The 24,079-nt window shown below is 45.4% G+C and carries 25 protein-coding genes and 1 riboswitch; of the genes, 23 read left to right on the top strand and 2 right to left on the bottom strand.

Translation table 11 applies throughout. The annotated features are described in order from the left end of the window. Window positions 1–5 precede the first annotated feature (5 nt). Together MKZ04_RS12775 and MKZ04_RS12770 are read right to left on the bottom strand one after the other, a co-directional pair. Window positions 6–257 carry a hypothetical protein gene (locus MKZ04_RS12775; RefSeq protein ID WP_023856221.1) on the bottom strand — a complete coding sequence of 84 codons (252 nt, stop codon included), beginning with the start codon at window positions 255–257 and terminating at the stop codon, window positions 6–8. 76 nt (window positions 258–333) lie between these two features. Continuing rightward, window positions 334–495, bottom strand: a complete 162-nt coding sequence (locus MKZ04_RS12770; RefSeq protein WP_020452884.1) for a YuzL family protein — start codon at window positions 493–495, stop codon at window positions 334–336. A gap of 209 nt (window positions 496–704) precedes the next feature. Between MKZ04_RS12770 and MKZ04_RS12765 the strand changes: the two genes are divergently transcribed. From MKZ04_RS12765 to MKZ04_RS12655, 23 genes are all read left to right on the top strand, one after another. Further along, a complete protein-coding gene (locus MKZ04_RS12765) occupies window positions 705–3,095 on the top strand; it encodes a 3-hydroxyacyl-CoA dehydrogenase/enoyl-CoA hydratase family protein (protein ID WP_341046056.1) in 2,391 nt (796 codons plus the stop codon). Window positions 3,096–3,107: 12 nt separating this feature from the next. Beyond that, entirely contained in the window at window positions 3,108–4,283 is a 1,176-nt protein-coding gene (locus MKZ04_RS12760; protein WP_025809838.1) for an acetyl-CoA C-acetyltransferase, read from the top strand. Window positions 4,284–4,302: 19 nt separating this feature from the next. After that, complete coding sequence (locus tag MKZ04_RS12755) at window positions 4,303–6,087, top strand: acyl-CoA dehydrogenase family protein (protein WP_145654530.1); 1,785 nt, start codon at window positions 4,303–4,305, stop codon at window positions 6,085–6,087. A 115-nt stretch (window positions 6,088–6,202) separates the two neighbouring features. Further along, window positions 6,203–6,559 carry an arsenate reductase family protein gene (locus tag MKZ04_RS12750; protein WP_020452880.1) on the top strand — a complete coding sequence of 119 codons (357 nt, stop codon included), beginning with the start codon at window positions 6,203–6,205 and terminating at the stop codon, window positions 6,557–6,559. 61 nt (window positions 6,560–6,620) lie between these two features. Continuing rightward, entirely contained in the window at window positions 6,621–7,004 is a 384-nt protein-coding gene (gene gcvH, locus MKZ04_RS12745; RefSeq protein WP_020452879.1) for a glycine cleavage system protein GcvH, read from the top strand. Between the two features lie 60 nt (window positions 7,005–7,064). Beyond that, a complete protein-coding gene (locus MKZ04_RS12740; RefSeq protein ID WP_020452878.1) occupies window positions 7,065–7,301 on the top strand; it encodes a YusG family protein in 237 nt (78 codons plus the stop codon). A 62-nt stretch (window positions 7,302–7,363) separates the two neighbouring features. After that, the gene (locus MKZ04_RS12735) at window positions 7,364–7,708 is read left to right on the top strand and encodes a toprim domain-containing protein (protein WP_023856216.1); all 345 of its coding nucleotides are present in this window, start codon (window positions 7,364–7,366) and stop codon (window positions 7,706–7,708) included. A 25-nt stretch (window positions 7,709–7,733) separates the two neighbouring features. Further along, window positions 7,734–8,042 carry a thioredoxin family protein gene (locus tag MKZ04_RS12730; RefSeq protein ID WP_023856215.1) on the top strand — a complete coding sequence of 103 codons (309 nt, stop codon included), beginning with the start codon at window positions 7,734–7,736 and terminating at the stop codon, window positions 8,040–8,042. A 121-nt stretch (window positions 8,043–8,163) separates the two neighbouring features. Further along, entirely contained in the window at window positions 8,164–8,520 is a 357-nt protein-coding gene (locus MKZ04_RS12725; RefSeq protein WP_020452875.1) for an SCP2 sterol-binding domain-containing protein, read from the top strand. 174 nt (window positions 8,521–8,694) lie between these two features. After that, a riboswitch (SAM riboswitch) is annotated at window positions 8,695–8,802 on the top strand. Between the two features lie 116 nt (window positions 8,803–8,918). Beyond that, window positions 8,919–9,944: a methionine ABC transporter ATP-binding protein MetN gene (gene metN / locus MKZ04_RS12720; RefSeq protein ID WP_023856214.1), complete on the top strand. Its 1,026-nt coding sequence runs from the start codon at window positions 8,919–8,921 to the stop codon at window positions 9,942–9,944. Continuing rightward, window positions 9,937–10,605, top strand: a complete 669-nt coding sequence (locus tag MKZ04_RS12715; RefSeq protein ID WP_003185053.1) for a methionine ABC transporter permease — start codon at window positions 9,937–9,939, stop codon at window positions 10,603–10,605. The genes metN and MKZ04_RS12715 overlap by 8 nt, the downstream gene beginning before the upstream one ends. Window positions 10,606–10,618: 13 nt before the next feature. Continuing rightward, on the top strand, window positions 10,619–11,449 hold the full coding sequence (gene metQ / locus MKZ04_RS12710; RefSeq protein WP_023856213.1) for a methionine ABC transporter substrate-binding lipoprotein MetQ: 831 nt from the start codon (window positions 10,619–10,621) through the stop codon (window positions 11,447–11,449). Window positions 11,450–11,542: 93 nt separating this feature from the next. Then, the gene (locus MKZ04_RS12705; protein WP_031305044.1) at window positions 11,543–11,926 is read left to right on the top strand and encodes a carboxymuconolactone decarboxylase family protein; all 384 of its coding nucleotides are present in this window, start codon (window positions 11,543–11,545) and stop codon (window positions 11,924–11,926) included. 413 nt (window positions 11,927–12,339) lie between these two features. After that, entirely contained in the window at window positions 12,340–13,275 is a 936-nt protein-coding gene (locus tag MKZ04_RS12700) for a cation diffusion facilitator family transporter (protein WP_341046048.1), read from the top strand. Between the two features lie 222 nt (window positions 13,276–13,497). Further along, window positions 13,498–14,283 (top strand): Fe-S cluster assembly ATPase SufC, encoded by a 786-nt coding sequence (gene sufC / locus MKZ04_RS12695; protein WP_020452869.1) that lies wholly within the window; start codon window positions 13,498–13,500, stop codon window positions 14,281–14,283. Between the two features lie 17 nt (window positions 14,284–14,300). Beyond that, on the top strand, window positions 14,301–15,614 hold the full coding sequence (gene sufD, locus MKZ04_RS12690) for a Fe-S cluster assembly protein SufD (protein WP_023856210.1): 1,314 nt from the start codon (window positions 14,301–14,303) through the stop codon (window positions 15,612–15,614). Further along, entirely contained in the window at window positions 15,614–16,834 is a 1,221-nt protein-coding gene (sufS, locus tag MKZ04_RS12685; protein WP_020452867.1) for a cysteine desulfurase SufS, read from the top strand. Before sufD ends, sufS begins: the two co-directional genes overlap by 1 nt. After that, window positions 16,824–17,270: a Fe-S cluster assembly sulfur transfer protein SufU gene (gene sufU, locus MKZ04_RS12680; RefSeq protein ID WP_020452866.1), complete on the top strand. Its 447-nt coding sequence runs from the start codon at window positions 16,824–16,826 to the stop codon at window positions 17,268–17,270. The genes sufS and sufU overlap by 11 nt, the downstream gene beginning before the upstream one ends. Window positions 17,271–17,288: 18 nt before the next feature. Next, window positions 17,289–18,686 carry a Fe-S cluster assembly protein SufB gene (gene sufB, locus MKZ04_RS12675; protein ID WP_020452865.1) on the top strand — a complete coding sequence of 466 codons (1,398 nt, stop codon included), beginning with the start codon at window positions 17,289–17,291 and terminating at the stop codon, window positions 18,684–18,686. A gap of 1,087 nt (window positions 18,687–19,773) precedes the next feature. After that, entirely contained in the window at window positions 19,774–20,895 is a 1,122-nt protein-coding gene (locus MKZ04_RS12670) for a Rap family tetratricopeptide repeat protein (RefSeq protein WP_020452864.1), read from the top strand. 624 nt (window positions 20,896–21,519) lie between these two features. Continuing rightward, window positions 21,520–21,903, top strand: coding sequence for a hypothetical protein (locus MKZ04_RS12665; RefSeq protein ID WP_023856206.1), 384 nt, complete (start codon window positions 21,520–21,522; stop codon window positions 21,901–21,903). A 30-nt stretch (window positions 21,904–21,933) separates the two neighbouring features. Further along, window positions 21,934–22,794, top strand: a complete 861-nt coding sequence (locus tag MKZ04_RS12660; RefSeq protein WP_020452862.1) for a DMT family transporter — start codon at window positions 21,934–21,936, stop codon at window positions 22,792–22,794. 64 nt (window positions 22,795–22,858) lie between these two features. Beyond that, complete coding sequence (locus tag MKZ04_RS12655; RefSeq protein ID WP_341046045.1) at window positions 22,859–23,980, top strand: NAD(P)/FAD-dependent oxidoreductase; 1,122 nt, start codon at window positions 22,859–22,861, stop codon at window positions 23,978–23,980. Window positions 23,981–24,079 lie beyond the last annotated feature (99 nt).

Raw genomic sequence — 24,079 nt, 5'->3', positions numbered from 1 at the left:
ACCTCCTATTGCATGTATGCTGACGGGTTTTGCGTTTGATTTTGACGAAGCTGCTCCAATATCACATTGTAATGGTGATGGTGCATTTGTCCGACCCTGTCGAGTTCTGTTTTAAGAGACTGATCCTGGCACTGGTCCGCCATAAAATGCGCTTTTTTCATTGCGAGCAAGTTCCAGTTCAGCATATCCTGCAAATACAGATGATCCTTTGTTGAAATGACTGGCGGCGGTGTTGTCATTCCTTGCTGTTGCTGCATGAGTCTGCCTCCTTTTAGCGTTTATTTTTAGATTTCCTAACACAGCGGAAATTTATACCGGCTGCTTAAAGGGGGCTTAGTGATCTTCAGGAACATCCATATTATGCTTTTTATATTGCTGGTTTTGGCTTGTCCGTTTTCCGCCCGCATCCGCCTTTTTATAATCCGGACCTGCATTGCCTTTTATGCTTGCGGCGCTGACTGCGGCTGAAGATGGATTTTTTCTTTCACGTACCAAGGCCTTCACCTCCCTCTCTATTGGTTTGTCCCAAAAGCGGGGAAACATGTAACCGCGGCAAAATAATACCCGCTGAAAAAATTTCAGAAATTTTGCACCAAGTTATTGAACTCGCTTCCAAAATCTTTTAAGATGAAAGAAGACAGGAGAGTTTATTTTTTTGGAGCAAAAATGAATGAGTATTCATTCAAAGTAGGGGAGGATCTTTCATGGTCAAGCATATTCGTAAAGCCGCCGTTATCGGTTCCGGTGTAATGGGTTCCGGAATCGCGGCTCACTTAGCCAATATCGGGATTCCTGTGTTACTGCTCGATATGGTGCCGCGTGAATTAACAGATGAGGAAAGAAAAAAAGGCCGCACCCTTGAAGACCCGGATGTGCGCAACCGGCTGGCACAGTCAGCCGTACAAAAGCTGCTAAAGCAAAAACCGGCTCCGCTTACTTCGAAGAAGAATATCAGCCGTATCAGCACAGGGAACATGGAAGACGATTTTGAAAAAATTAAAGATGCCGACTGGGTTATTGAAGTGGTTGTCGAAAACCTGGAGATCAAGAAGCAAGTGTTTTCAAAGGTCGATCAATACAGAAAACACGGAAGCATCGTCAGCAGCAATACATCAGGCATCTCCGTCAGGCAGATGGCGGAGGGAAGGTCCGCTGATTTTAAAAAGCACTTTTTAGGAACGCACTTTTTTAACCCGGCCCGCTATTTAAAGCTGCTTGAGGTGATTCCGATTGATGAAACGGATCCCGGAGTGCTGGATTTTATGAAGAAATTCGGCGAAGACGTCCTTGGCAAAGGGGTTGTTGAAGCGAAAGACACGCCAAACTTTATCGCCAACCGCATCGGAACCTACGGCTTGCTTGTGGCGGTTCAGGAAATGCTGAAAGGCGGCTACACGATAGGCGAAGTCGATTCGATTACAGGCCCGCTGATCGGACGCCCGAAAAGCGCAACTTTCAGAACGCTAGATGTCGTCGGGCTTGATACATTTTCGCACGTTGCCAAAAATGTCTATAACCAAGTCACTGGCGAAGAAAAAAACGTTTTCCGGCTGCCTGAATTTATTGAACAAATGCTCGAAAAAGGCTGGATCGGAAGCAAAGCGAAACAAGGTTTTTACAAAAAAGAAGGAAAAGACATCCTTGAGCTCGATCCGATGACGATGACCTACAGCAAACGCCAAACATTAAAAACATCGGGACTTGAAGCGGCCAAGCAAATGAAAGGCGCAGGAGCGAGATTGAAAGCGCTTATTTATTCAGATGACAGAGCGGGAAGCCTTCTTTGGAACATGACAGCTCCGACGCTTGTCTATTCGGCTGAGCTGACAGGGGAAATCGCTGACAGCATAACGGCGATTGATCAGGCGATGAAATGGGGGTTCGGCTGGTCAGAAGGTCCGTTTGAAATGTGGGACAGCATCGGTGTGAAAAACGCGGTGCAAAAGCTTGAAGCAGAGGGCTGGAAAGTCGCGGACTGGGTGAAGGAAATGCTCGCAAAAGGACATGAGACCTTCTACCTTAGAGAAAACGGAAAGACGTTCTGCTACTGTTTTGAAAGCGGCGAATACAGGGCGCTTCAAGAAAACAAGAGAACGATCCATTTGTCGTCACTCAAAGAAACAAAAGGCGTCATCAAGAAAAACAGCGGGGCAAGTTTGATCGATTTAGGCGATGATGTCGCACTGCTCGAATTTCATTCGAAAAGCAATGCAATCGGCCTCGACATCATCCAAATGCTCAAATTCGCTCTTGAGGAAGTAGATGCCAATTATAAAGGACTTGTGATCGGCAACCAGGGCAAAAATTTCTGCGTCGGAGCCAATCTTGCGATGATGCTGATGGAAGCCCAAGACGACAACTATATGGAAATTGACATGATCATCCGTCAGTTCCAGGAGACGATGATGAAAGTGAAATACAGTACCAAGCCGGTCGTCGCTGCTCCGTTCGGGATGACGCTTGGCGGAGGGACTGAGCTTTGTCTGCCTGCAGCCCGTGTTCAAGCTTCAAGTGAATCATACATGGGCCTCGTTGAAACAGGCGTCGGCCTGATTCCGGGCGGCGGAGGCAATAAAGAGCTTTATTTAAACTACTTGCAGGGGCTGCCTGAAGGCGTTAAACCGGATATCCAGGAGGCCGCCATCAAAACGTTTGAGACAATTGCTCTTGCAAAAACGTCGACTTCGGCTCATGAAGCGAAAGAGCTGAACATCTTAACCGCAGAGGATCAAATTAGCATCAACCAGGATCACTTGTTATACGATGCTAAAAAACTCGTCCTGACACTTTCCGAAAGCGGCTACCGTCCGCCGGTGAAAAAGAAAGTTCCGGTGACAGGCGAAACCGGCTATGCGGCGCTCCTGCTCGGTGCGGAATCGTTAAAGCTGTCCGGCGCCATCTCTGAACACGACATGAAGATAGCGAAAAAGCTGGCGTTTGTCATTGCGGGCGGGAGGGTTCCGTTCGGCGCTGAAGTAACGGAAGAATACTTGCTCAATTTGGAAAGAGAAGCTTTCCTGAGCCTTGTGAGCGAACCGAAAACGCAGGCGAGAATGCAGCATATGCTTGTAAAAGGCAAACCTTTGCGTAATTAAGGAGGGAAAATAATGAAAGAGGCAGTTATTGTATCGGGAGCGAGAACCCCGATCGGAAAAGCAAAAAAAGGCTCATTGAGGACTGTCCGTCCCGATGATTTAGGCGCATATGCAGTGAGAGAGACGTTGAAAAGAGCTGGCGGTTATGAAGGGAATATCGATGATTTAATCATCGGCTGCGCTACGCCGGAAGCCGAACAAGGGTTGAATATGGCGCGCAATATCGGCGCGCTTGCCGGGCTGCCGCACACAGTTCCGGCCGTTACGATCAACAGATATTGTTCTTCAGGACTTCAATCGATCGCTTACGGAGCCGAAAAAATCATGCTTGGAGCTGCCGACACGGTCATTGCCGGCGGCGCTGAATCGATGAGCATCGTGCCGATGATGGGACATATCGTCAGACCGAACGCGGCGCTCGCGGAAACAGCTCCTGAATATTATATGGGAATGGGCCATACGGCTGAACAGGTTGCCGTTAAATACGGCGTTTCCAGGGATGATCAGGATGCATTTGCCGTCAGCAGCCATCAAAAAGCAGCCAAAGCGATCGCGGAAGGAAAGTTCGAAGATGAAATCGTCCCGGTGGACGTCACCGTCAGAGAAGTGGATGACCATCACAAGCTGAAGGAGCGGACGTTTACTTTCTCTGCCGATGAAGGTGTGCGCCCGGGGACAACGAAAGACGTTCTGTCAACGTTAAAACCGGCGTTTTCGGCGGACGGTTCTGTTACGGCAGGGAATTCATCGCAGACGAGTGACGGGGCGGCCGCAGTGATGATCATGGACAGAGAAAAAGCGGATGCGCTTGGGTTAAAGCCCCTCGCAAGGTTCCGTTCGTTCGCAGTCGGCGGCGTTCCGCCGGAGGTGATGGGCATCGGTCCTGTTGAAGCTGTTCCAAGGGCGCTGAAGATGGCGGGACTTGAGCTCTCTGATATCGGTTTATTCGAATTAAATGAAGCGTTTGCATCACAAGCGATCCAGGTGATCAGGTCGCTTGGCATCGATGAAGAAAAAGTCAATGTCAACGGTGGAGCGATTGCGCTCGGACATCCGCTCGGCTGCACGGGCACAAAGCTCACGCTGACATTGATCCACGAAATGCGGCGGAGAAGCGAGCAATTCGGCGTTGTAACAATGTGTATCGGCGGAGGTATGGGAGCAGCAGGGGTATTCGAATTAGTTTAATCACAAGGGGGATGGAACAATGGAACAAACAAAAGACCATATGAAAAAAGGCGGAGCCTTTCTGATCGAAGAGGTGACGGCTGATCAGCTGTTTACACCGGAAGATTTCACAGATGAACATAAAATGATCGCCAAAACGACTGAAGATTATATTCTCGGAGATGTTTTGCCATACATCGACGAAATTGAAGAGCACAATTTCGATCACTCTGTCAGGCTCCTGAAAAAAGCTGGAGAACTCGGGCTTCTCGGTGCTGACGTTCCTGAAGAGTATGGCGGACTCGGGCTCGATAAAATCAGCTCGGCGCTGATTACCGAAAAATTCTCAAGAGCGGGAAGCTTTTCGTTATCGTACGGGGCGCACGTCGGGATCGGCACGCTTCCGATCGTATTTTTCGGAACCGAGGAGCAAAAGAAAAAGTATCTGCCGTCCCTTGCAACAGGGGAAAAATTTGCAGCCTATGCCTTAACAGAGCCTGGCTCCGGATCTGATGCATTAGGGGCAAAAACAACGGCCGTTTTGAATGAGGCGGGAACCCACTATATATTAAACGGTGAAAAGCAATGGATTACAAACTCAGCTTTTGCCGATGTTTTCATCGTCTACGCGAAAATAGACGGCGAGCATTTTTCGGCCTTCATTGTGGAAAAAGATTACGAAGGTGTTTCCACAGGGCCTGAAGAGAAAAAAATGGGCATCAAAGGCTCTTCGACCCGTACGCTCATCTTAGACCAGGTTCAAGTTCCGAAAGAAAACCTTTTAGGCGAACCGGGAAAAGGGCATGTCATCGCCTTCAATATTTTAAATATCGGCCGCTATAAGCTTGCTGTCGGGACAATCGGCGCTTCCAAACGGGTCATCGAGCTGTCCGCTTCATACGCCAATCAGCGCCAGCAATTTAAGACGCCGATTTCAAAGTTCAGCTTAATCGGGGAAAAAATCGCCACTATGTCAGCCAGACTTTATGCGATGGAAAGCTCTGTTTATCGTACGGTCGGGCTGTTTGAAGACAAAATGGGCACCTTGAGCGAAGAAGAGCAAAAAGACGGGCGCCAGGTCGCGAAATCGATCGCTGAATATGCAATCGAATGCTCCCTTAACAAAGTATTTGGATCTGAAACGCTTGATTATATCGTTGATGAAGGCGTCCAAATCCACGGCGGTTACGGATTCATGCAGGAATACGAAGTGGAGCGGGCTTACCGCGATTCACGGATCAACCGGATTTTTGAAGGCACAAATGAAATCAACCGTCTCATCGTCCCGGGCACATACTTGAAAAAAGCGATGAAAGGCGAGCTTCCTCTGTTTGAGAAAGCGAAGGCGCTTCAGGAAGAACTGATGATGCTCATGCCTGAAGAACCAGGTGACGGCGTTTTGGAACAGGAAAAGTATCTGCTGAGAAACGCCAAAAAAATCGCGCTCATGATCGCGGGACTCGCCGCGCAAAAATATGGAAAAGCGCTCGACCAGGAGCAGGAAATCCTCGTGAATATCGCCGACATTGTCAGCCAGGTCTACGCCATGGAAGCAGCTATTTTGCGTACAGAAAAAGCCATCCAGGCAACCGGGGAAGACAAAAACGCCCAGAAAATTCTTTATACGCAGATTTTTGCACAAGTTGCCTTTCAGGAAATTGAAAGCCATGCCAAGGAATCGCTCATTGCGATGGAATCAGGTGATTCGCTGCGGATGATGCTGTCTGCGCTCCGCAAATTGACGCGCTTTACGCCTGTCAATGTCATTGAGAAAAAGCGCCAGGCAGCCAAGGGAGTCTTTGAAGCTGAGAAATATATCGTTTAAACGAAAAGCCCTGCTTAGGCGGGGTTTTTAGCTGTTATAGAATGGAGCACGGTTTTAGGTTTTTCATTCGATCTGTGTTAAAATTACCTCGATTAAATGAGAGGGGTGTGTATGTATGGCTTTGGATTTTTACTGGTATCCGAAATGCGGGACATGCCGCAAAGCGAAAAAATGGCTTGAAGACCATGGCAAAGAAATCAATGGGATACATATCGCAGAAGAGCCGCCAAGCAAGGAAAAACTGAAAGAGCTCTACGAGAAAAGCGGGCTTGAATTGAAGAAGTTTTTCAACACGAGCGGACAAAAATACCGTGAACTCGGCTTAAAAGACAAGCTGCAAAACATGTCTGAAGATGAGCAGCTGGAACTGCTGGCTTCGGACGGTATGCTGATCAAACGTCCGATTGCGACAGACGGCAGTAAAGTAACGGTCGGTTTTAAAGAAGATCAGTTTAAGACATACTGGTTATAACCCATCAAAATATGATATCTTCAATGTAGGATCGATTAAAACACTTTATGGAGGGGTTAGCATGAGCACACCGAAAGAGTTGCGTTATTCAGAAGAACACGAATGGGTGAAAACAGAAGGAGATAAAGTCAGAATCGGCATTACAGACTTCGCCCAATCCGAACTTGGAGACATCGTATTTGTCGAGCTTCCTGAAGTGGGAGACGAAATCAAAGCGGACGAGCCTTTTGGCAGCGTTGAATCCGTAAAGACCGTTTCTGAGCTGTATGCCCCGATCAACGGAAAAGTGGTCGAAGTGAACGAAGATCTGGAAGACAGCCCTGAATTCGTCAACGAGTCTCCGTATGAAAAGGCTTGGATGATTATCGTCGAGCCGTCCGATGCTTCTGAAATCGAAAATCTGATGACAGCCGAGCAATATGAGGACATGATAAAAGAAGACTAAGGATTATTCAGGATAGCCATGTGTCGTTTGGATACTCTATATCAAGAGGGGGTGTCCAAATTGACGCTGAAAAAAGAACGTATTGATATTACAGAACATGTGGAAAGCCGATTAAAAAACGGCGGAATGCAGCTGTACCATGAGAATGAGCTGATCGGCCGAATGACCGGAAAGGATCAATACGAGTTGAAATCTGGATATTCATTCCAAGATGAGAGATTTTACAAAACGGCGGATACCGTAAGCGGTCCGGATGCTAAATATGTAGACTGTGATGACCACCAAGGCTGGTGTTAATCAAGTCAGGCGGTGAACATTCACTGCCTTTTTTTACAAGTAAATCTTTAAAGGTGATCCATATGCCGGAAAATGAAAAAGTCATGATCGTCGAAGGGAAATCAGATAAGCAAAAAGTGAAGCATGTCATCGAAGAGCCCGTGGATATCATTTGCACAAACGGAACGATCAGCCAGGCAAAACTAGATGAATTCGCCGAAACGCTGTTTGATAAAGACGTTTATATCCTGGTGGATGCCGATGAATCAGGGGAAAAGCTCCGCCGGCAGCTGACGAGGGAGCTCCCCCAAGCTTCGCATCTATACATCGATAGGGTATACAAAGAAGTCGCTTCCGCCCCGAGTCAGCATGTTGCAGAAGTATTAATTCGTTCAAACATCCGGGTACATACAAAATATTTATTATAAAATGTATTGAGGTGCGGTTCAACAGATGCAAGAACTCCAAGAAAAAGAGCTAAAACGGCTTGAACATGAGACCTGTCTTCTATATGTATACACGCCGTTCTGCGGAACGTGTCAGCTGGCCGGAAGAATGCTGGAAGTCGTTGATGAAATGATAAAGGACATTCCTTTTTATAAAAACAATCTCAATTATTCCCCGGCATTTGCCAAGCAGCAGGAAATAGAAAGCGTTCCATGCTTTATCCTTTACAAAAACGGGGAAGTCGTCAAAAAAGAATACGCTTTTCACTCCGTTTCCTACTTATACGATACGATTAAACAAAATGTTGTGGATTAAGGGCGGTTTTGACATATTTCTCGGGAAATAACCAGCAAAAACTTGTCGAGCAATTCCTAAAGGAACTCCTGCGGCAGACAGAGAATTTGTAAGTATGACCAATTTACAGGAGGTTATACAGTTGGAGAAAATGGGATTGATAGAAAGAGAGGACAAGGCTCTTTTTTTAAAACCTCTATTATCGACAACGGCTTTGCTGATTACGTTTCAAGGCGAGAAAGAAGCTTTTACGTTAGCGATCAACGAAAAAGGAGAAATGGAAAAATCTTCTCTTGCAGAGAAAGCTCATTTGACCTTTTTTGGAGAGCAAAGCGAGATTATTGACCTTCTTCACGGCGATATTTCATTGCAGCATCTCGTACAGCGCGGCACTGTTCAAGTAAAAGGCTCATTCAGAGCTTTATTGAAGCTTGAAGCGATTTTATGGCTGACAGACGGCTTTTTTAAAAACAGCGATCTTTATTCAGAGACATTTTAAAAATTTGAAAAATCGGCACATTCCGTGTATAAGTCGGACAGAGACGAGCGTTTACGTTTGTCTCTTTTCGCCGTAGGCCGATTGTCTTACGAAAAATAGTTGACAACTATTTTTTCGCATGATATCCTACTTTAAGAATTCCGATCATAATAATCAAAAAATAAATATATGATTCTCTTATCCAGAGAGGTGGAGGGAAGTGCCCTATGAAACCCGGCAACCATCAACACGTGTTGAAATGGTGCCAATTCACACGAAGCGTTATGCTTTGAAAGATGAGAGAAAGGCCCAGACTATTCAAAAGCCTTTCTGCTCATGTGTGCAGAAAGGCTTTTTTCATTGTTTGATCAGGGATTTAGACAACTATGAGAATTGAGCAAGAAAGCAGGTGATGGCTTTTGATAAATCTTCAAAATGTTTCAAAGATTTATCGGTCAAAGCATGGAGATGTCAATGCTGTCCAGGATGTCACCCTTACGATTAAAAAAGGTGAAATCTTCGGAATTATTGGATATAGCGGAGCTGGAAAAAGCTCCTTGATCCGTCTTTTGAACGGACTTGAACAGCCGACTTCAGGCACGGTTGAAGTAGCCGGCAGAACAATCAGTGAGATCAAAGGGAAGAAGCTGAGGAATGCAAGGCAGGAAATCAGCATGATTTTCCAGCACTTCAACCTATTGTGGTCAAGAACGGTCCGCGACAATATTGCGTTTCCGCTGGAGATCGCCGGTGTCAGCAAAGCAAAACGTCTGAAAAGAGTCGCTGAACTGATAAAGCTTGTCGGACTTGAAGGCAAGGAAAATGCCTACCCTTCACAGCTTAGCGGAGGCCAAAAGCAGCGCGTCGGCATCGCTCGGGCGCTCGCAAACAATCCGAAAGTTCTCTTATGCGATGAAGCGACATCAGCGCTTGATCCGCAGACGACTGACTCGATCCTGGGTCTTCTGTCCGATATCAATGAAAGGCTCGGACTGACCATTGTCCTGATTACTCATGAAATGCATGTCATCAGGAAAATCTGCCACAGAGTGGCCGTCATGGAAAACGGAAAGGTCGTGGAAGAAGGCGATGTGCTGAACGTATTCCTCAAGCCGCAGGAAGAAATGACAAAGCGCTTTGTTCAGCAGGTAACAGAACCGGTGGAAACACAGGAAACGCTGAAGCATTTCCTCGAAGAAACGACATCCGGGCGGACGATCAAGCTCACCTTCGTCGGTGAAGCGGCCGAATCGCCGCTGATCACACAGATCATTCGGAAGTTCGATGTTGAAGTCAACATCCTTCAAGGCAAAATCTCGCAAACTCAGGACGGCGCATACGGTTCATTGTTCATTCATGTCGACGGATATGAAAACGAGGTCAATGATGTGGTCGATTTCATCAAGAGCCGTCAAGTAGAAGCAGAGGTGATCACGAATGTTTGAAAAACTGTTTCCAAACGTAGATATGGAGCAGCTGTGGGAAGCTACGTATGAAACGATATATATGACAGGAATTTCCCTATTGTTTGCTTTTATCATCGGAGTGATTCTCGGTATGCTGCTGTATCTGACTTCAAAAGGAAACATTTGGCAGAATCGAGTCGTGAACGGTGTAATCTCGGCAATCGTCAATGTGTTCAGGTCTATTCCTTTTATTATATTGATTATTTTGCTGCTTGGTTTCACAAAGTTTTTAATGAACACGATCTTGGGGCCGAACGCCGCACTTCCGGCTTTGATTATCGCATCCGCTCCGTTCTATGCCCGCCTGGTTGAAATCGCTTTGCGCGAAGTTGATAAGGGCGTGATTGAAGCGGCAAAATCGATGGGAGCCAAAACATCGACGATCATATTTAAAGTGCTCCTGCCCGAATCGATGCCGGCCTTGATCTCTGGCATTACGGTTACGGCGATTGCACTGATCGGTTCGACGGCGATGGCCGGAGCAATCGGTTCAGGCGGACTCGGGAACCTTGCCTATGTAAACGGTTTTCAGATGAACAATCCCGATATTATACTCATCGCCACTATTTTCATCTTAGCTATTGTGTTTATCATCCAGTTTATCGGGGATTTTATAACAAATAAATTAGACAAACGTTAGGGAGGACATCAACATGAAAAAAGGTTTATTAACAGCTTTATTCATCATTTTTGCAGGCGTTTTAGCCGCTTGCGGATCTTCCAGCAGCGAAGGGGATAAAGACAGCAAAGTCATCACAGTCGGAGCGACGCCGACGCCTCACGCTGAAATCCTTGAAGAAGCAAAGCCGCTTTTGAAAGAAAAAGGCTATGAGCTTAAAATCAAAAATTTCACGGACTACAAACTGATCAACAAGGCGCTTGCAACGAAAGATCTCGATGCGAACTACTTCCAGCACGTCCCGTATCTTGAACAGGAAATGAAAGAAAATAAAGATTACGATCTTGTTAACGTCGGCGCGGTACACCTTGAGCCATTCGGCATTTACTCCAAAAAGTATAAATCTTTAAAAGACCTTCCTGACGGTGCAAAAATTATTATGAGCAACAACGCCGCTGAACAGGGCCGCATGCTTGCAATGCTTGAAAATGCCGGACTGATCAAGCTGAAATCAGGCATTGAAAAAGTGGATGCGACAGTAAAAGATATTACAGAAAACAAGAAAAACCTCAAAATCAAAAATGATGTGGCGCCTGAAATGACGGCAAAAGCATACGAAGCCAATGAAGCTGACGCAGTGTTCATCAATGTGAACTACGCGATCCAAAACAAGCTCAATCCGAAAACTGATTCAATCGAGCTTGAGTCTCCAAAAGACAATCCTTACGCTAACATCATCGCCGTCCGCAAAGGCGACGAAGATTCTGACAAAGTGAAAGCTCTGATGGACGTATTGCGCTCTGATGACATTAAAAAGTTCATCGACAAAAAATATGAAGGCTCTGTCATTTCTGTTTCTGAGTAAATGAAAGAACACCCCGGTTTTGGAGAAAACCGGGGTTTTTTTCGCGTATTTTTTGAAAAGAGGCTCATAATAAAAAAAGACTACCAACTGAAAATGGAGGAACAAAACGTGAATCAGCATGAATCAGAAAGCATTATCGAATCCGCACTGCATGAATATAAAGCAGGGATCGGCATCTTTTCCGAAAAAATGCCCGGAATTGCCGCCAAATACAACGAATTTACAGAGGAATGCTTTAAAAAAGGCGCGCTCAGCGAAAAGGATAAGCAGCTGATCGCACTGGGCATCAGTGTTAATACACAGGATGAATATTGCATTATTTATCATATCAAGGGCTGCCTGGATTGCGGAGCGTCGGAGGAAGAAATTCTTGAAGCGGTCGGCGTAACTGCGGCATTTGGCGGGGGCGCGGCCATGAGCCAAGCTGTCACGCTCGTTCTGCAGGCGATGGAAGAATTCCAGCAAATGAAGCATTGATTTTTCATCCGTGAAAGCATATTGAAAGCACACACATCTTTGAAGAGTTTGTATATAACTGGTACTATGAAAGAAAATCTCTGAAAGGATGATTCATTATTTGTTCAAGCCAAGATCAGCTTGACCTTGAATTCACGGCCGAAATGGAAAAAGCGATGCACAAGTCGCATGGAATGGGGTACGAGGAGTACAGCAGAAGCCATGTGAACCGGCTTGAAGTTGAGAAAAGGCGCGAAGAGCAGCATCAAAAAAGCAAGCAGATCGTATCAAATTTACCCATGATCGGATAAAACGAGGGGGGCGGATGTCAATCCGTCCTTCTATATGTCTTTAGAATCCGCTTGACCATAAGTGAAGGAAAAGGTAAAATTTAAATATGAATATATGATCATATATTAAAAGGAGGATTTATGATGGCTCATTCTCACGATCACACAGGTCACAGCCACCATGGCAGCCGATCAGCAAATCAAAAAGCGCTCTACATCAGCTTCGGTTTAATTTTTACTTTTATGATCATTGAAGTGATAGGTGGGATATTGACGAACAGCCTCGCTTTGCTGTCGGATGCGGGACATATGCTCAGCGACGCTGCAGCGCTTGGTTTCAGCCTCTTGGCGTTTAAAATTGGGGAAAAGGCCGCAACTGTGAACAAAACATTCGGCTACAGGCGCTTTGAAATTTTGGCTGCGTTTATCAATGGCATCACCTTGCTTTTGATTTCACTTTATATCTTTTGGGAAGCGTACAACCGCTTTTTCAGCCCGCCGGAAGTCGCCGGCAGTGGCATGCTGGTGATTGCAACGGTTGGTTTGTTCGTCAACATTGCTGCAGCCTGGATATTAATGAAAGGCGACACAAGCGGGAATTTAAACATGCGGAGCGCATTTTTGCACGTCATCGGTGATATGCTGGGATCTTTCGGCGCGATTATCGCAGGCCTCCTCATGCTTTTCTTCAATTGGAATATCGCCGATCCAATCGCAAGCGCCGCCGTCGCGGCTTTGGTTCTTGTCAGCGGGTGGCGGGTGACGAAAGACTCGGTGCATATATTAATGGAAGGAAAACCGAAAGACATTGATGCGGAAGCGCTTAAAAACGGCCTGCTTTCCATTCCGTCAGTCAGAGAGGTTCACGATCTCCACATTTGGTCGATCTCATCTGACATGCCGTCATTAAGCTGCCATATCGTGGCAGACGAAAACAGTGACAGGGATAGAATCTTAAAACAAGTATCAAAATATCTAAGGAAAGAATGCAACGTGGAGCATGTGACGGTCCAAATAGAAGGGGAGCGCTGTTCCCGTCATGAATCGTGCAGCCTGGGATCAAACCGTTCCCGCTCGTAATTCCCGCTGTTTTTCTATAGCTTGTTGATTGTAAGGTACACATCTCTCGTCCGGGAAGTTTTCTTGTCCCAATCTCTTTAAGAACAAAACGTTTTTTGTTAAACTTGAGAACATGTACACGAAAAGATAGGAAGACTATTGTTGTATTCACTTTTCATTTGTTATAAAATTAGAATGAGAATAAATTGAGAATGATGATTATATATATTGGAGGTATATTTCATGGCTGCTTCGACATTAACAATCAAAGATCTTCACGTTGAGATTGAAGGAAAAGAGATTTTAAAAGGTGTAAACCTTGAAATAAAAGGCGGGGAATTCCACGCTGTAATGGGACCGAACGGAACGGGTAAATCAACTTTATCCGCGGCGATTATGGGGCACCCTAAATACGAAGTAACAAAAGGAAGCATCACGCTTGACGGCAAGGACGTTCTGGAAATGGAAGTGGACGAGCGCGCTCAGGCCGGCCTGTTTTTGGCTATGCAGTATCCGAGTGAAATCAGCGGTGTTACAAATGCCGATTTTCTCCGTTCAGCGATCAACGCGCGCAGAGAAGAAGGCGACGAGATTTCTTTAATGAAATTCATCCGCAAAATGGACGAAAACATGGAATTTCTTGAAATGGATCCTGATATGGCGCAGCGCTACTTGAACGAAGGTTTCTCAGGCGGTGAGAAAAAACGCAACGAAATTCTTCAGCTGATGATGATCGAACCGAAAATCGCGATTCTTGACGAAATCGATTCAGGTTTGGATATCGACGCCCTTAAAGTCGTTTCAAAAGGAATCAACAAAATGCGCGGCGAGGACTTCGGCTGCCTGATCATCACGCACTATCAGCGCCTCTTGAACTACATTACGCCTGACCATGTGCACGTCATGATGCAGGGCCGCGTTGTGAAATCCGGCGGACCTGAGCTGGCGCAGCGCCTTGAGGCTGAAGGATATGACTGGATTAAGCATGAGCTTGGAATCGAAGACGAAACTGTCGGTCAAGAAGCGTAAGCGTTAGGGGGATAAACATGACATTGGAAACAAAACTATCTGTAGATCGGGAATATGTCAAAAGCTTCTCTGAGAAGCACCAGGAACCTGCATGGCTGCAAGATCTACGCTTAGAAGCGCTTGAAAAAGCAGAAGATCTGCCGCTGCCGAAACCTGATAAAACGAAAATTACAAATTGGAATTTTACACGGTTTGATAAGCATACTGTAGAAAATAAACCGCTTGATTCTTTGGATGATCTTTCAGATGAGGTCAAATCGCTGATCGATCTTGGAAATGAAGACAAAACGCTTTATGTCCAAAGAGACCAGACGCCGGCTTACCTTTCTCTTTCAAAAGAGCTGCAGGATAAAGGCGTCATCTTTACAGATATTCATACTGCGTTCCGCGAACACGGCGAGCTAGTCAAAAAATACTTTATGAAAGACGGCGTAAAAGCCGATGAGCATAAATTAACGGCATTGCATGCAGCCCTCCTGAACGGCGGAGCCTTCCTTTACGTTCCGAAAAACGTCGAACTGGAAGCGCCGGTGCAAGCTGTTTATGTCCATGAAAGCAATGATACAACGCTTTTCAACCATGTACTTGTCGTTGCTGATGACAATAGTGCAGTCACATATGTAGAAAACTACATCAGCACTGTGAACCCTAAGGAAGCGGTCTTTAACATCGTGTCAGAAGTGATCACAGGCGCGAATGCCCGCGTGCAATACGGTGCGGTCGACAACCTTTCCGCAGGGGTGACGGCTTATGTCAGCCGCCGCGGAACTGCACTCGGACGCGACAGCAAAATTGAATGGGCGCTCGGTTTAATGAATGACGGAGACACCGTTTCTGAAAACACGACAAATCTGCATGGAGACGGCACATTCGGCGATACGAAAACGGTTGTCGTCGGCAGAGGAGAACAGACTCAAAACTTTACAACGCAAATCATTCATCACGGAAAGCATTCAGAAGGCTATATTTTAAAACACGGCGTTATGAAAGATTCCGCATCTTCGATCTTCAACGGCATCGGAAAAATCGAGCACGGCGCGTCAAAATCAAATGCAGAGCAGGAATCACGCGTTCTTATGCTGAGTGAAAAAGCGCGCGGCGACGCCAACCCGATCCTGTTAATTGATGAAGACGATGTAACGGCAGGGCACGCTGCATCCGTCGGCCGCGTCGATCCGGTTCAGCTTTACTATTTGATGAGCCGCGGAATTCCAAAAGAAGAAGCAGAGCGCCTCGTCATTTACGGCTTCCTCGCACCGGTTGTCAATGAACTTCCGATCGAAGGCGTGAAGAAGCAGCTGGTCTCTGTGATTGAAAGGAAAGTAAAATAATGAATGCCAAAGATATTCGCGAACAGTTTCCGATTCTCAGCCAACAGGTCAACGGACACGATCTCGTTTATTTGGACAGCGCGGCAACCTCGCAGAAGCCGCGCGTTGTCATCGAGACGCTTGATGAGTATTACAACTCTTACAATTCCAATGTCCATCGCGGCGTTCATACATTAGGAACGAAAGCAACGGATGGATATGAAGGAGCTCGTGAGAAGGTCAGGAAGTTTATAAACGCGAAGTCTATGCAGGAAATTATTTTTACAAGGGGTACGACAACGGCCCTGAATATGGTTGCGCTCAGCTATGCCCGCGCAAACCTCAAGCCTGGTGATGAAATCGTCATTACACCGATGGAGCACCATGCGAATATTATTCCGTGGCAGCAGGCTGTCAAAGCAACCGGCGCCACGCTGAAGTACATTCCGCTTCAGGAAGACGGAACCATTTCCTTGGACGATGTCAGGGAAACGGTGACGGAAAATACAAAAATCGTCTCGGCTGCGCATGTTTCAAACGTTCTCGGTACGATCAACCCGATTAAGGAAATAGCCAAAATCGCGCATGACAACGGCGCGGTCATGGTCGTAGACGGTGCGCAAAGCACACCTCACATGAAAATTGACGTCCAGGATTTGGACTGCGATTTCTACACGTTTTCAGCCCACAAAATGTGTGGTCCGACCGGGGTCGGGGTATTGTATGGAAAAAGAGCATTGCTTGAAAACATGGAACCCGCAGAATTCGGCGGAGAAATGATTGATTTTGTCGGTCTTTACGAATCGACTTGGAAGGAGCTGCCTTGGAAATTCGAAGCCGGCACACCGATCATTGCCGGTGCGATCGGATTGGGAGCGGCGATTGACTTCCTTGAAGACATCGGACTTGACGAAATATTGGCGCATGAACACCGTTTGGCGGCCTACGCCCTGGAGCGCTTTAAAGAGCTTGAAGGCGCGACTGTCTATGGTCCGGCCGAACGTGCAGGACTCGTGACATTCAACCTTGAAGACGTTCATCCGCACGATGTGGCAACCGTGCTTGATGCAGAAGGGGTCGCCGTCAGAGCCGGTCATCACTGCGCACAGCCTTTGATGAAATGGCTGAACGTTTCCGCCACTGCAAGAGCAAGCTTTTATCTGTATAATACGGAAGAAGACATCGACAAACTGATTGAAGCTCTTCAGAAGACAAAGGAGTATTTCACAAATGTCTTTTAATGTGAACTTGGATACACTGTATCGCCAGGTGATAATGGATCACTACAAAAACCCGAGAAACAAAGGGGTTTTAAATGACAGCATCGTTGTTGATATGAACAACCCGACATGCGGTGACCGAATCAGACTGACGATGAAGATAACAGACGGTAAAGTAGAAGATGCAAAATTTGAAGGCGAAGGATGCTCAATCTCAATGGCCTCTGCGTCCATGATGACACAGGCGATCAAAGGGAAAGACGTGGAGACCGCCCTTCAGATGTCACAGATCTTTTCAGATATGATGCAGGGCAAAGACTACGACGATTCGATCGATTTAGGCGATATTGAAGCCCTGCAAGGCGTTTCAAAATTTCCGGCCCGGATTAAATGTGCAACATTGTCATGGAAAGCCCTTGAAAAAGGCGTTTCCAAAGAAAACAGCGATAACGAATAAAGATTGGAGTGAAAATGGATGGCTAAGAAAATGCCGGATATCGGCGAATATAAATACGGTTTTGCCGACAAAGACGTTTCCATTTTCCGTTCAGAGCGGGGATTGACAAAAGAAATCGTTGAGGAAATTTCACGCATGAAAGAAGAGCCGGAGTGGATGCTCGACTTTCGCCTGAAATCTCTTGAACACTTCTACAATATGCCAATGCCGCAATGGGGCGGAGATTTAAACTCATTGAACTTTGATGAAATCACGTACTATGTAAAGCCTTCTGAGCGTTCAGAAAGATCATGGGACGAAGTTCCTGAGGAAATCAAACAAACATTTGACAAGCTTGGAATTCCTGAAGCTGAGCAAAAATATTTGGCCGGTGTATCTGCGCAGTATGAGTCAGAAGTCGTTTACCATAACATGAAAGAAGATCTTGAGTCTCAAGGGATCGTCTTTAAAGACACAGACAGCGCCCTCAAAGAAAATGAAGACATTTTCCGCGAGCATTGGGCAAAAGTCATCCCGCCGACTGACAACAAGTTTGCGGCCTTGAACTCTGCGGTATGGTCCGGCGGATCATTCATCTACGTGCCAAAAGGCGTAAAAGTTGATACTCCGCTGCAAGCTTACTTCCGCATCAACTCAGAAAATATGGGACAGTTCGAACGGACGCTGATCATCGTCGACGAAGGCGCTCACGTTCACTATGTAGAGGGATGTACAGCACCTGTTTATACAACAAACTCCCTTCACAGCGCGGTTGTTGAGATCATCGTTAAAAAAGGCGGCTACTGCCGTTATACAACGATTCAAAACTGGGCGAACAACGTCTTCAACCTTGTGACAAAGCGTGCGGTCTGTGAAGAAAACGCGACAATGGAATGGATCGACGGAAACATCGGCTCCAAGCTGACAATGAAATATCCTGCCGTTATCCTGAAAGGCGAAGGCGCGCGCGGCATGACGCTTTCTATCGCTCTCGCAGGAAAAGGACAGCATCAGGATGCCGGTGCGAAAATGATTCACCTTGCACCAAATACGTCATCCACAATCGTTTCAAAATCGATCTCAAAACAAGGCGGAAAAGTCACATACCGCGGAATCGTCCACTTCGGACGCAAAGCCGAAGGCGCCCGCTCAAACATCGAATGCGACACGCTGATCATGGATAACAAATCAACTTCTGATACAATCCCATACAATGAAATTTTGAACGACAACATTTCATTGGAGCACGAAGCGAAAGTATCAAAAGTATCTGAAGAGCAGCTCTTCTACTTGATGAGCCGCGGCATTTCTGAAGAAGAAGCAACAGAAATGATCGTCATGGGCTTCATTGAGCCGTTCACGAAAGAACTGCCGATGGAATACGCGGTTGAGATGAACCGTTTGATCAAGTTCGAAATGGAAGGGTCTATTGGTTAATATATAAAAAATGTTGAGGCGAACTTTTGAAGTTCGTCTTCTTCTTTTTTTCTAAGTATTTGTTTGATCTCTCTACAGCAGTGGGGATTGGCAGGGGAAACCCTGCTTTTTTTATTCAACAACAGGGAGAATAACTTATTTCTTAGAAGTAACAATTAACTTGCAGTAGGCATATAATTGATGACTGGAAAATAATAACTTTCGGAAATTTTCTGAGGGGGAAAATTAAATGGCTTATCCATCGGTCAATTATTCAGCCAACATCAACAGTTATTCAGACATTGCACGACACAAGGAATGCATAGCAAATGAGTTAAGGTATTACTACTCAAATGTAGTGAATCATGCCCGTGCAGTTACCTGCTTAACCGATGATCACACAGTTGTGATTATGCATTTAAGAATTGATCAATATCGATTTTAGGAAATTGTGGTTGTCGCAGGTCCGGATTATAATAAGATAAACCAAATTATTCCGCGGATTTGGAGCTTAATTAGCAGAGCGACTAATATTTGTGGTTAAGACTATTTTAAGCAACTTTAAACAAGGTGGTAGGGTCGTCCATCGGTTATAGCAGATTTCGATTTGTTTACCCGTCATCATTTTATGTGTTTGTGCACCGTAGATATAAACTATTGCCTGTCTTCAATTTTTATTGACAAGATGGGGGTATATCTACGGTTTTTTTTTCGGCTTGCCGGTTTCAATTTTGAGTTATAATATCATACGGTTCGGAGGAACACTGGTTTGATAAGTGCGGTCAGAACTCTGACTCAATTTTATATTCTCTTAACGATTCTGTGACGATACGTTTCAACAAAAGAAACCGCATTTTATACTACCTTTTATCATACCAACAGATATATATAATCCTACAACTTTTCTGATCCCAATTTTATAATCCTAAAATTCAACAGTAAAAATGAATCAAATTGATCAGGTCAAAGAACCTCTAACTTTTAAAGATTTCTTAGAATGTTGTTGTGAAAAATTATTCTTTTATGTAAAATGATGACTATGAAGAAAAAGGAAAAACCTGCTGATATTTCTGAAAAATTATAATCTTACGAGAAAGGAAGAGGATAAGTGAGCGTAATACCATATGATTTGGTTGCGACGAAAATGAATTTTTGGTACACCGCCCTAAAAAACAATTGGCCTGGCAAGGCAGAAGATACTAGGAAAGAAGTTGAAAGAGAATTAGAACAAATGGAGCAAAATCAAGATGTGATTGTCTATTATAACTTATTGTTGTTTCGGCACAACCTTCAATTTGATTATATGTATTCTGATGCTGGAGGTAATTTAGCGAGTCGATTTGATGAGTTCAAAAAAATTCGAGATCAGAACAGCCTTGAAGGAATGTTGGAATATTACTATCAATTCTTCGCAGGTATGTATCATTTCAGACAAAAAGAATTGATACTTGCGTTGAATTTTTACAGGAATGCCGAGAAACAGCTTGATTCTTTTGATTGTGATGAGTTGGAAAAAGCAGAATTTTATTTCAAGGCATCAGAAGTTTACTATCATATGAAACAAACATTCTTTTCGATGAATTACGCGAACCGTGCATATAACATATATAAAAAATATGACACTTATGGGGAGAGAAGAGTTCAATGTCAGTTTATTCTTACAGGGAATTTAATTGACAAAATGTATCCAGAAAAAGCCTTAGTCAATTTACATAAAGCGCTTGAGGAATCCAATAATCTCGGTGCTGATCATTTAATTGGCTCATCGCATTTGAATCTCGGAATATGTTATAATCAGCTTGAAGAACTTGAAAAGTCATCCAATCATTTGAAGGAAGCCCTGAATCTATATAGGGATGGATATCTGAGTTTCTTGCCTAAAACACTGTTTAATTTGTCCTATGTTATGGCAAAACTTCGTAAATTGGGTAACGCAGAAGACGCATACCTTGAAGGGAAGGAAGTAGCTGAGAATAATAGGAATTTTGATATCCTTGCAAAGCTGGAAATGATTAAAGGGTTATACCTATCGTTCGATTTAGATTTAATCAGAGATTCATTCAAGTTTTTCAGGGAAAATGGCATGTATGCAGATATGGAAGATTACGGGGTTATAGTGGCTGAAGCTTTAACGAAAAGAGAAAAGATTTACGACGCTCTTGAGTTCTACCGTATTGCATATGATGCGAGACGACAAATTCAAAGGAGTGGGATAGCAAATGAAGGCTAAAATATTGCTTTGTGTTGTTTTGTTTATAGGGACTATAGGTATAGTAGGTGTTTCTGTTGCACAATCAGATAACGCTACATTTAAAGTCGCTGATAGACTACAATCCTAAGCACTCTCTGATTATTGATGTAATAATTTTGATATAAATTCAGTGCGCATTCCAGCAAATTAGCATGTCAAAACAGCCCTTCTCATTTTGCTAGAAGGGCTTTATTTTATTGGAATTCACGACTTGAACTAGCAATACATTATTAAATTACTTTTTTCTTTAATATATTGTCATTTAATGGGTATAAAATGAAGCGCGCCTTGTGTTCCAGGCAAAAGCAAATTTGTTAAAAAAATCGGGCTGCTATTCGATCGACGAGTATTTCCACAAGGCTGCCTGCGAGAAAAAGATCATCATGAAAATACCCATCTTCATCAACAATTTGTATACCTGTCTTAATCTTTTCACCTTAGCTTCATACATTTAAATCATCCCCTTTCACCCACTTATACAGTATTTGTCCATTAAAAGAAGAACAGGATCTTCTTGTAAAATATCTTTATTAGATCATATTGTCATGTATAATGAAGGGTATAGCATGTGACATTCATACTGTATAAGAAAGGATATGACCAGTGAAAATGTTGAAAAAGGCTGTGTTGACAGCCGCTGTTTTCTTGCTGGCCGCATTTGCCGGGAGTACAGAAGCCTTTGCTATGCCTTCCAAAGGCGCGGTGAAATTCAGGACGGATGCCAATACATATACGAAATCAGCCACTTCGATCGTTGTCACTGGAAAAAGTCCTGTTACGGGAACGATGATCGCTGTCCGGCTGATCAATAAAAAAGGAACTGTCCTGATCTATCGAGATGTTCATTTAACACGCGGAAAATCTCATTTTCGGGTGAGCTTCCCGACGAAAAAGCTGAAACCGGGCAAGTATGACGTCTGGGTGGATGCTGTTAAAGGAAAGAAATGGCATGGGGAATTGAAGCGCTACATTGTCATCAAACATTGAGCTCCATTATGATGAACGGAGGGCTGTGTAATGACTGCCGTGGGTTTTTGTGTATTATTATGTTCTGCATTTATCCATGCATCATGGAACTACCTTTCAAAAAAAGCCGATGGAGGCGTTCCATTTATCTGGCTGTTCACAGCGATTGCAGCCGTTGTCTACACGCCGTTGGCCATAGGTGTTGTCATATATGAAAAGCCTGAGATCGGCATCTGGCAGCTTGCCATTATTATGGCGAGCATCCTTGCACACTTGGGCTTTTTTCTTGTTCTTCAAAAAGGGTACAAAAAGGGCGACCTTTCCCTCGTCTACCCTATTGCGAGAGGAACTGGCCCGCTGCTCACCTGTGTGCTGGCGGTCGCCTTTTTTGGCGAGTCATTGACGCTGCCCGCAATAACAGGGATTCTTTTGATTGTGATCAGCATTCTTTTTTTCACAGGGGGAGTCAAGCGGTTAAAAGAATCAGGCTCGCTCACACCGGTTCTTTACGGGCTGGCGGTCGGCGGTATTATTGCCGCATATACCCTCCTTGATAAAGCAGCGGTCAGCCGGTTTCTCATTCCGCCGTTGCTGCTTGATTATTGCAATACGCTCGGCCGTCTGATCATATTGACTCCTTTTGCCGCGAAAAGCTGGAGCGAAGTCCGCTTTGAGTGGAAGCATCACCGGATGGAAGCTGTCGGGGTGGGGGTTTTTAACTCTTTGGCTTATATTTTGGCGCTGAGTGTCATGGTATTTGCTCCGGTCAGCTATGTGGCACCGGTTCGGGAAATCAGCATTTTAATCGGAACGGTGATGGGGGCGGTTCTTTTGTCTGAAGGTTTCGGACGGCTTAGAATTGTCGCGGCTGTCTTTATGGTGCTTGGCGTGATATCGGTAGCCGTTGGTTAGGTTGTGTTCCATCGATGTGATCCGTTATATTTGTAAATAAACAGAAATGAAAAAGGTGTTAATCATGAAATCTTTTATTGTAGTCGGAGCGGGCGTCCTCGGGGCTTCTGCCGCTTATCATCTTGCAAAAAAGGGCGCGGAAGTGACCTTGATTGACCGCGGAGAGCGGGGAAGGGCTACAGATGCCGCGGCGGGAATCGTCTGCCCCTGGCTTTCGCAGCGCAGAAACCAGGCATGGTACAAGCTTGCAAAAGGCGGAGCGGCGTACTACGCCGATTTAATCAAGCAGCTTGAAGCTGACGGAGAATCGGATACGGGGTATAAACGGACAGGCGCTATCAGCTTGCATACAGACGAGCGAAAGCTGGAGAAAATGGAAGAACGGGCGCATCTCAGGCGCAAGGATGCCCCTGAAATCGGCGAGATCACCCGTTTATCCCATGAGGAAACGAAGCGCTTATTTCCGCCTTTGGCAGAGGGGTACGGCTCGGTTCATATCAGCGGCGCCGCGCGCGTAAACGGAAATTTGCTCCGCCGCTCACTTGTGAATGCCGCACAGAAATACGGAGCTTCAGTTGTTGCCGAAAACGCTTCATTGCTCTATGAAGGAAACCGGGTAACAGGGATCTCCACAGCGGACAAAAAAATATACGCTGATCAGGTGCTGGTCACAGCGGGCGCTTGGGCGGACGAGCTTTTGAAGCCGCTCGGCGTGCGTTTTTCAGTCAGCCACCAAAAAGCGCAGATTGTTCATCTTCGTCTTCCGGAGGCGGATACCGGCAGCTGGCCTGTTGTGATGCCTCCGAATGACCAATACATATTGGCATTTGAAGACGGCCGGATCGTTGCCGGCGCTACTCACGAAAATGAAGCGGAGCTTGATGATCTTCGGGTAACGGCTGGCGGCCTTCACGAAATTTTCTCAAAGGCGCTTGCTGTTGCGCCGGGTTTGGAATTGAGTGAGCTGCTTGAGACGCGTGTAGGATTCAGGCCGTTTACACCAGGCTTTCTCCCCGTAATCGGCTCATTGCCGAACATTTGCGGGCTGCTTGTTGCCAACGGCCTTGGCGCTTCAGGGCTCACGTCAGGTCCTTACCTTGGGGCGGAATTGGCAAGGCTCGCCTTGGTAGAGGAGCCTGAGCTTGATATCGCTTTATATGATCCGGCCGGCGCGCTTGAAAGTTGAATCATGTTGCAAAAAAAAGTTCACTCGAAGCTAGAGTGAACTTTTTTCTTGTTTACAGTTTTAAAATAGAAAATTTTTCAATATAAATCCATGGAGGAA

Origin of the sequence: Bacillus sp. FSL W7-1354 (assembly GCF_038002405.1) — a bacterium.
In the GTDB taxonomy this organism is placed as follows: Bacteria; Bacillota; Bacilli; order Bacillales; family Bacillaceae; genus Bacillus; species Bacillus paralicheniformis.
This window is presented reverse-complemented; position numbering and strand designations above follow the sequence as displayed.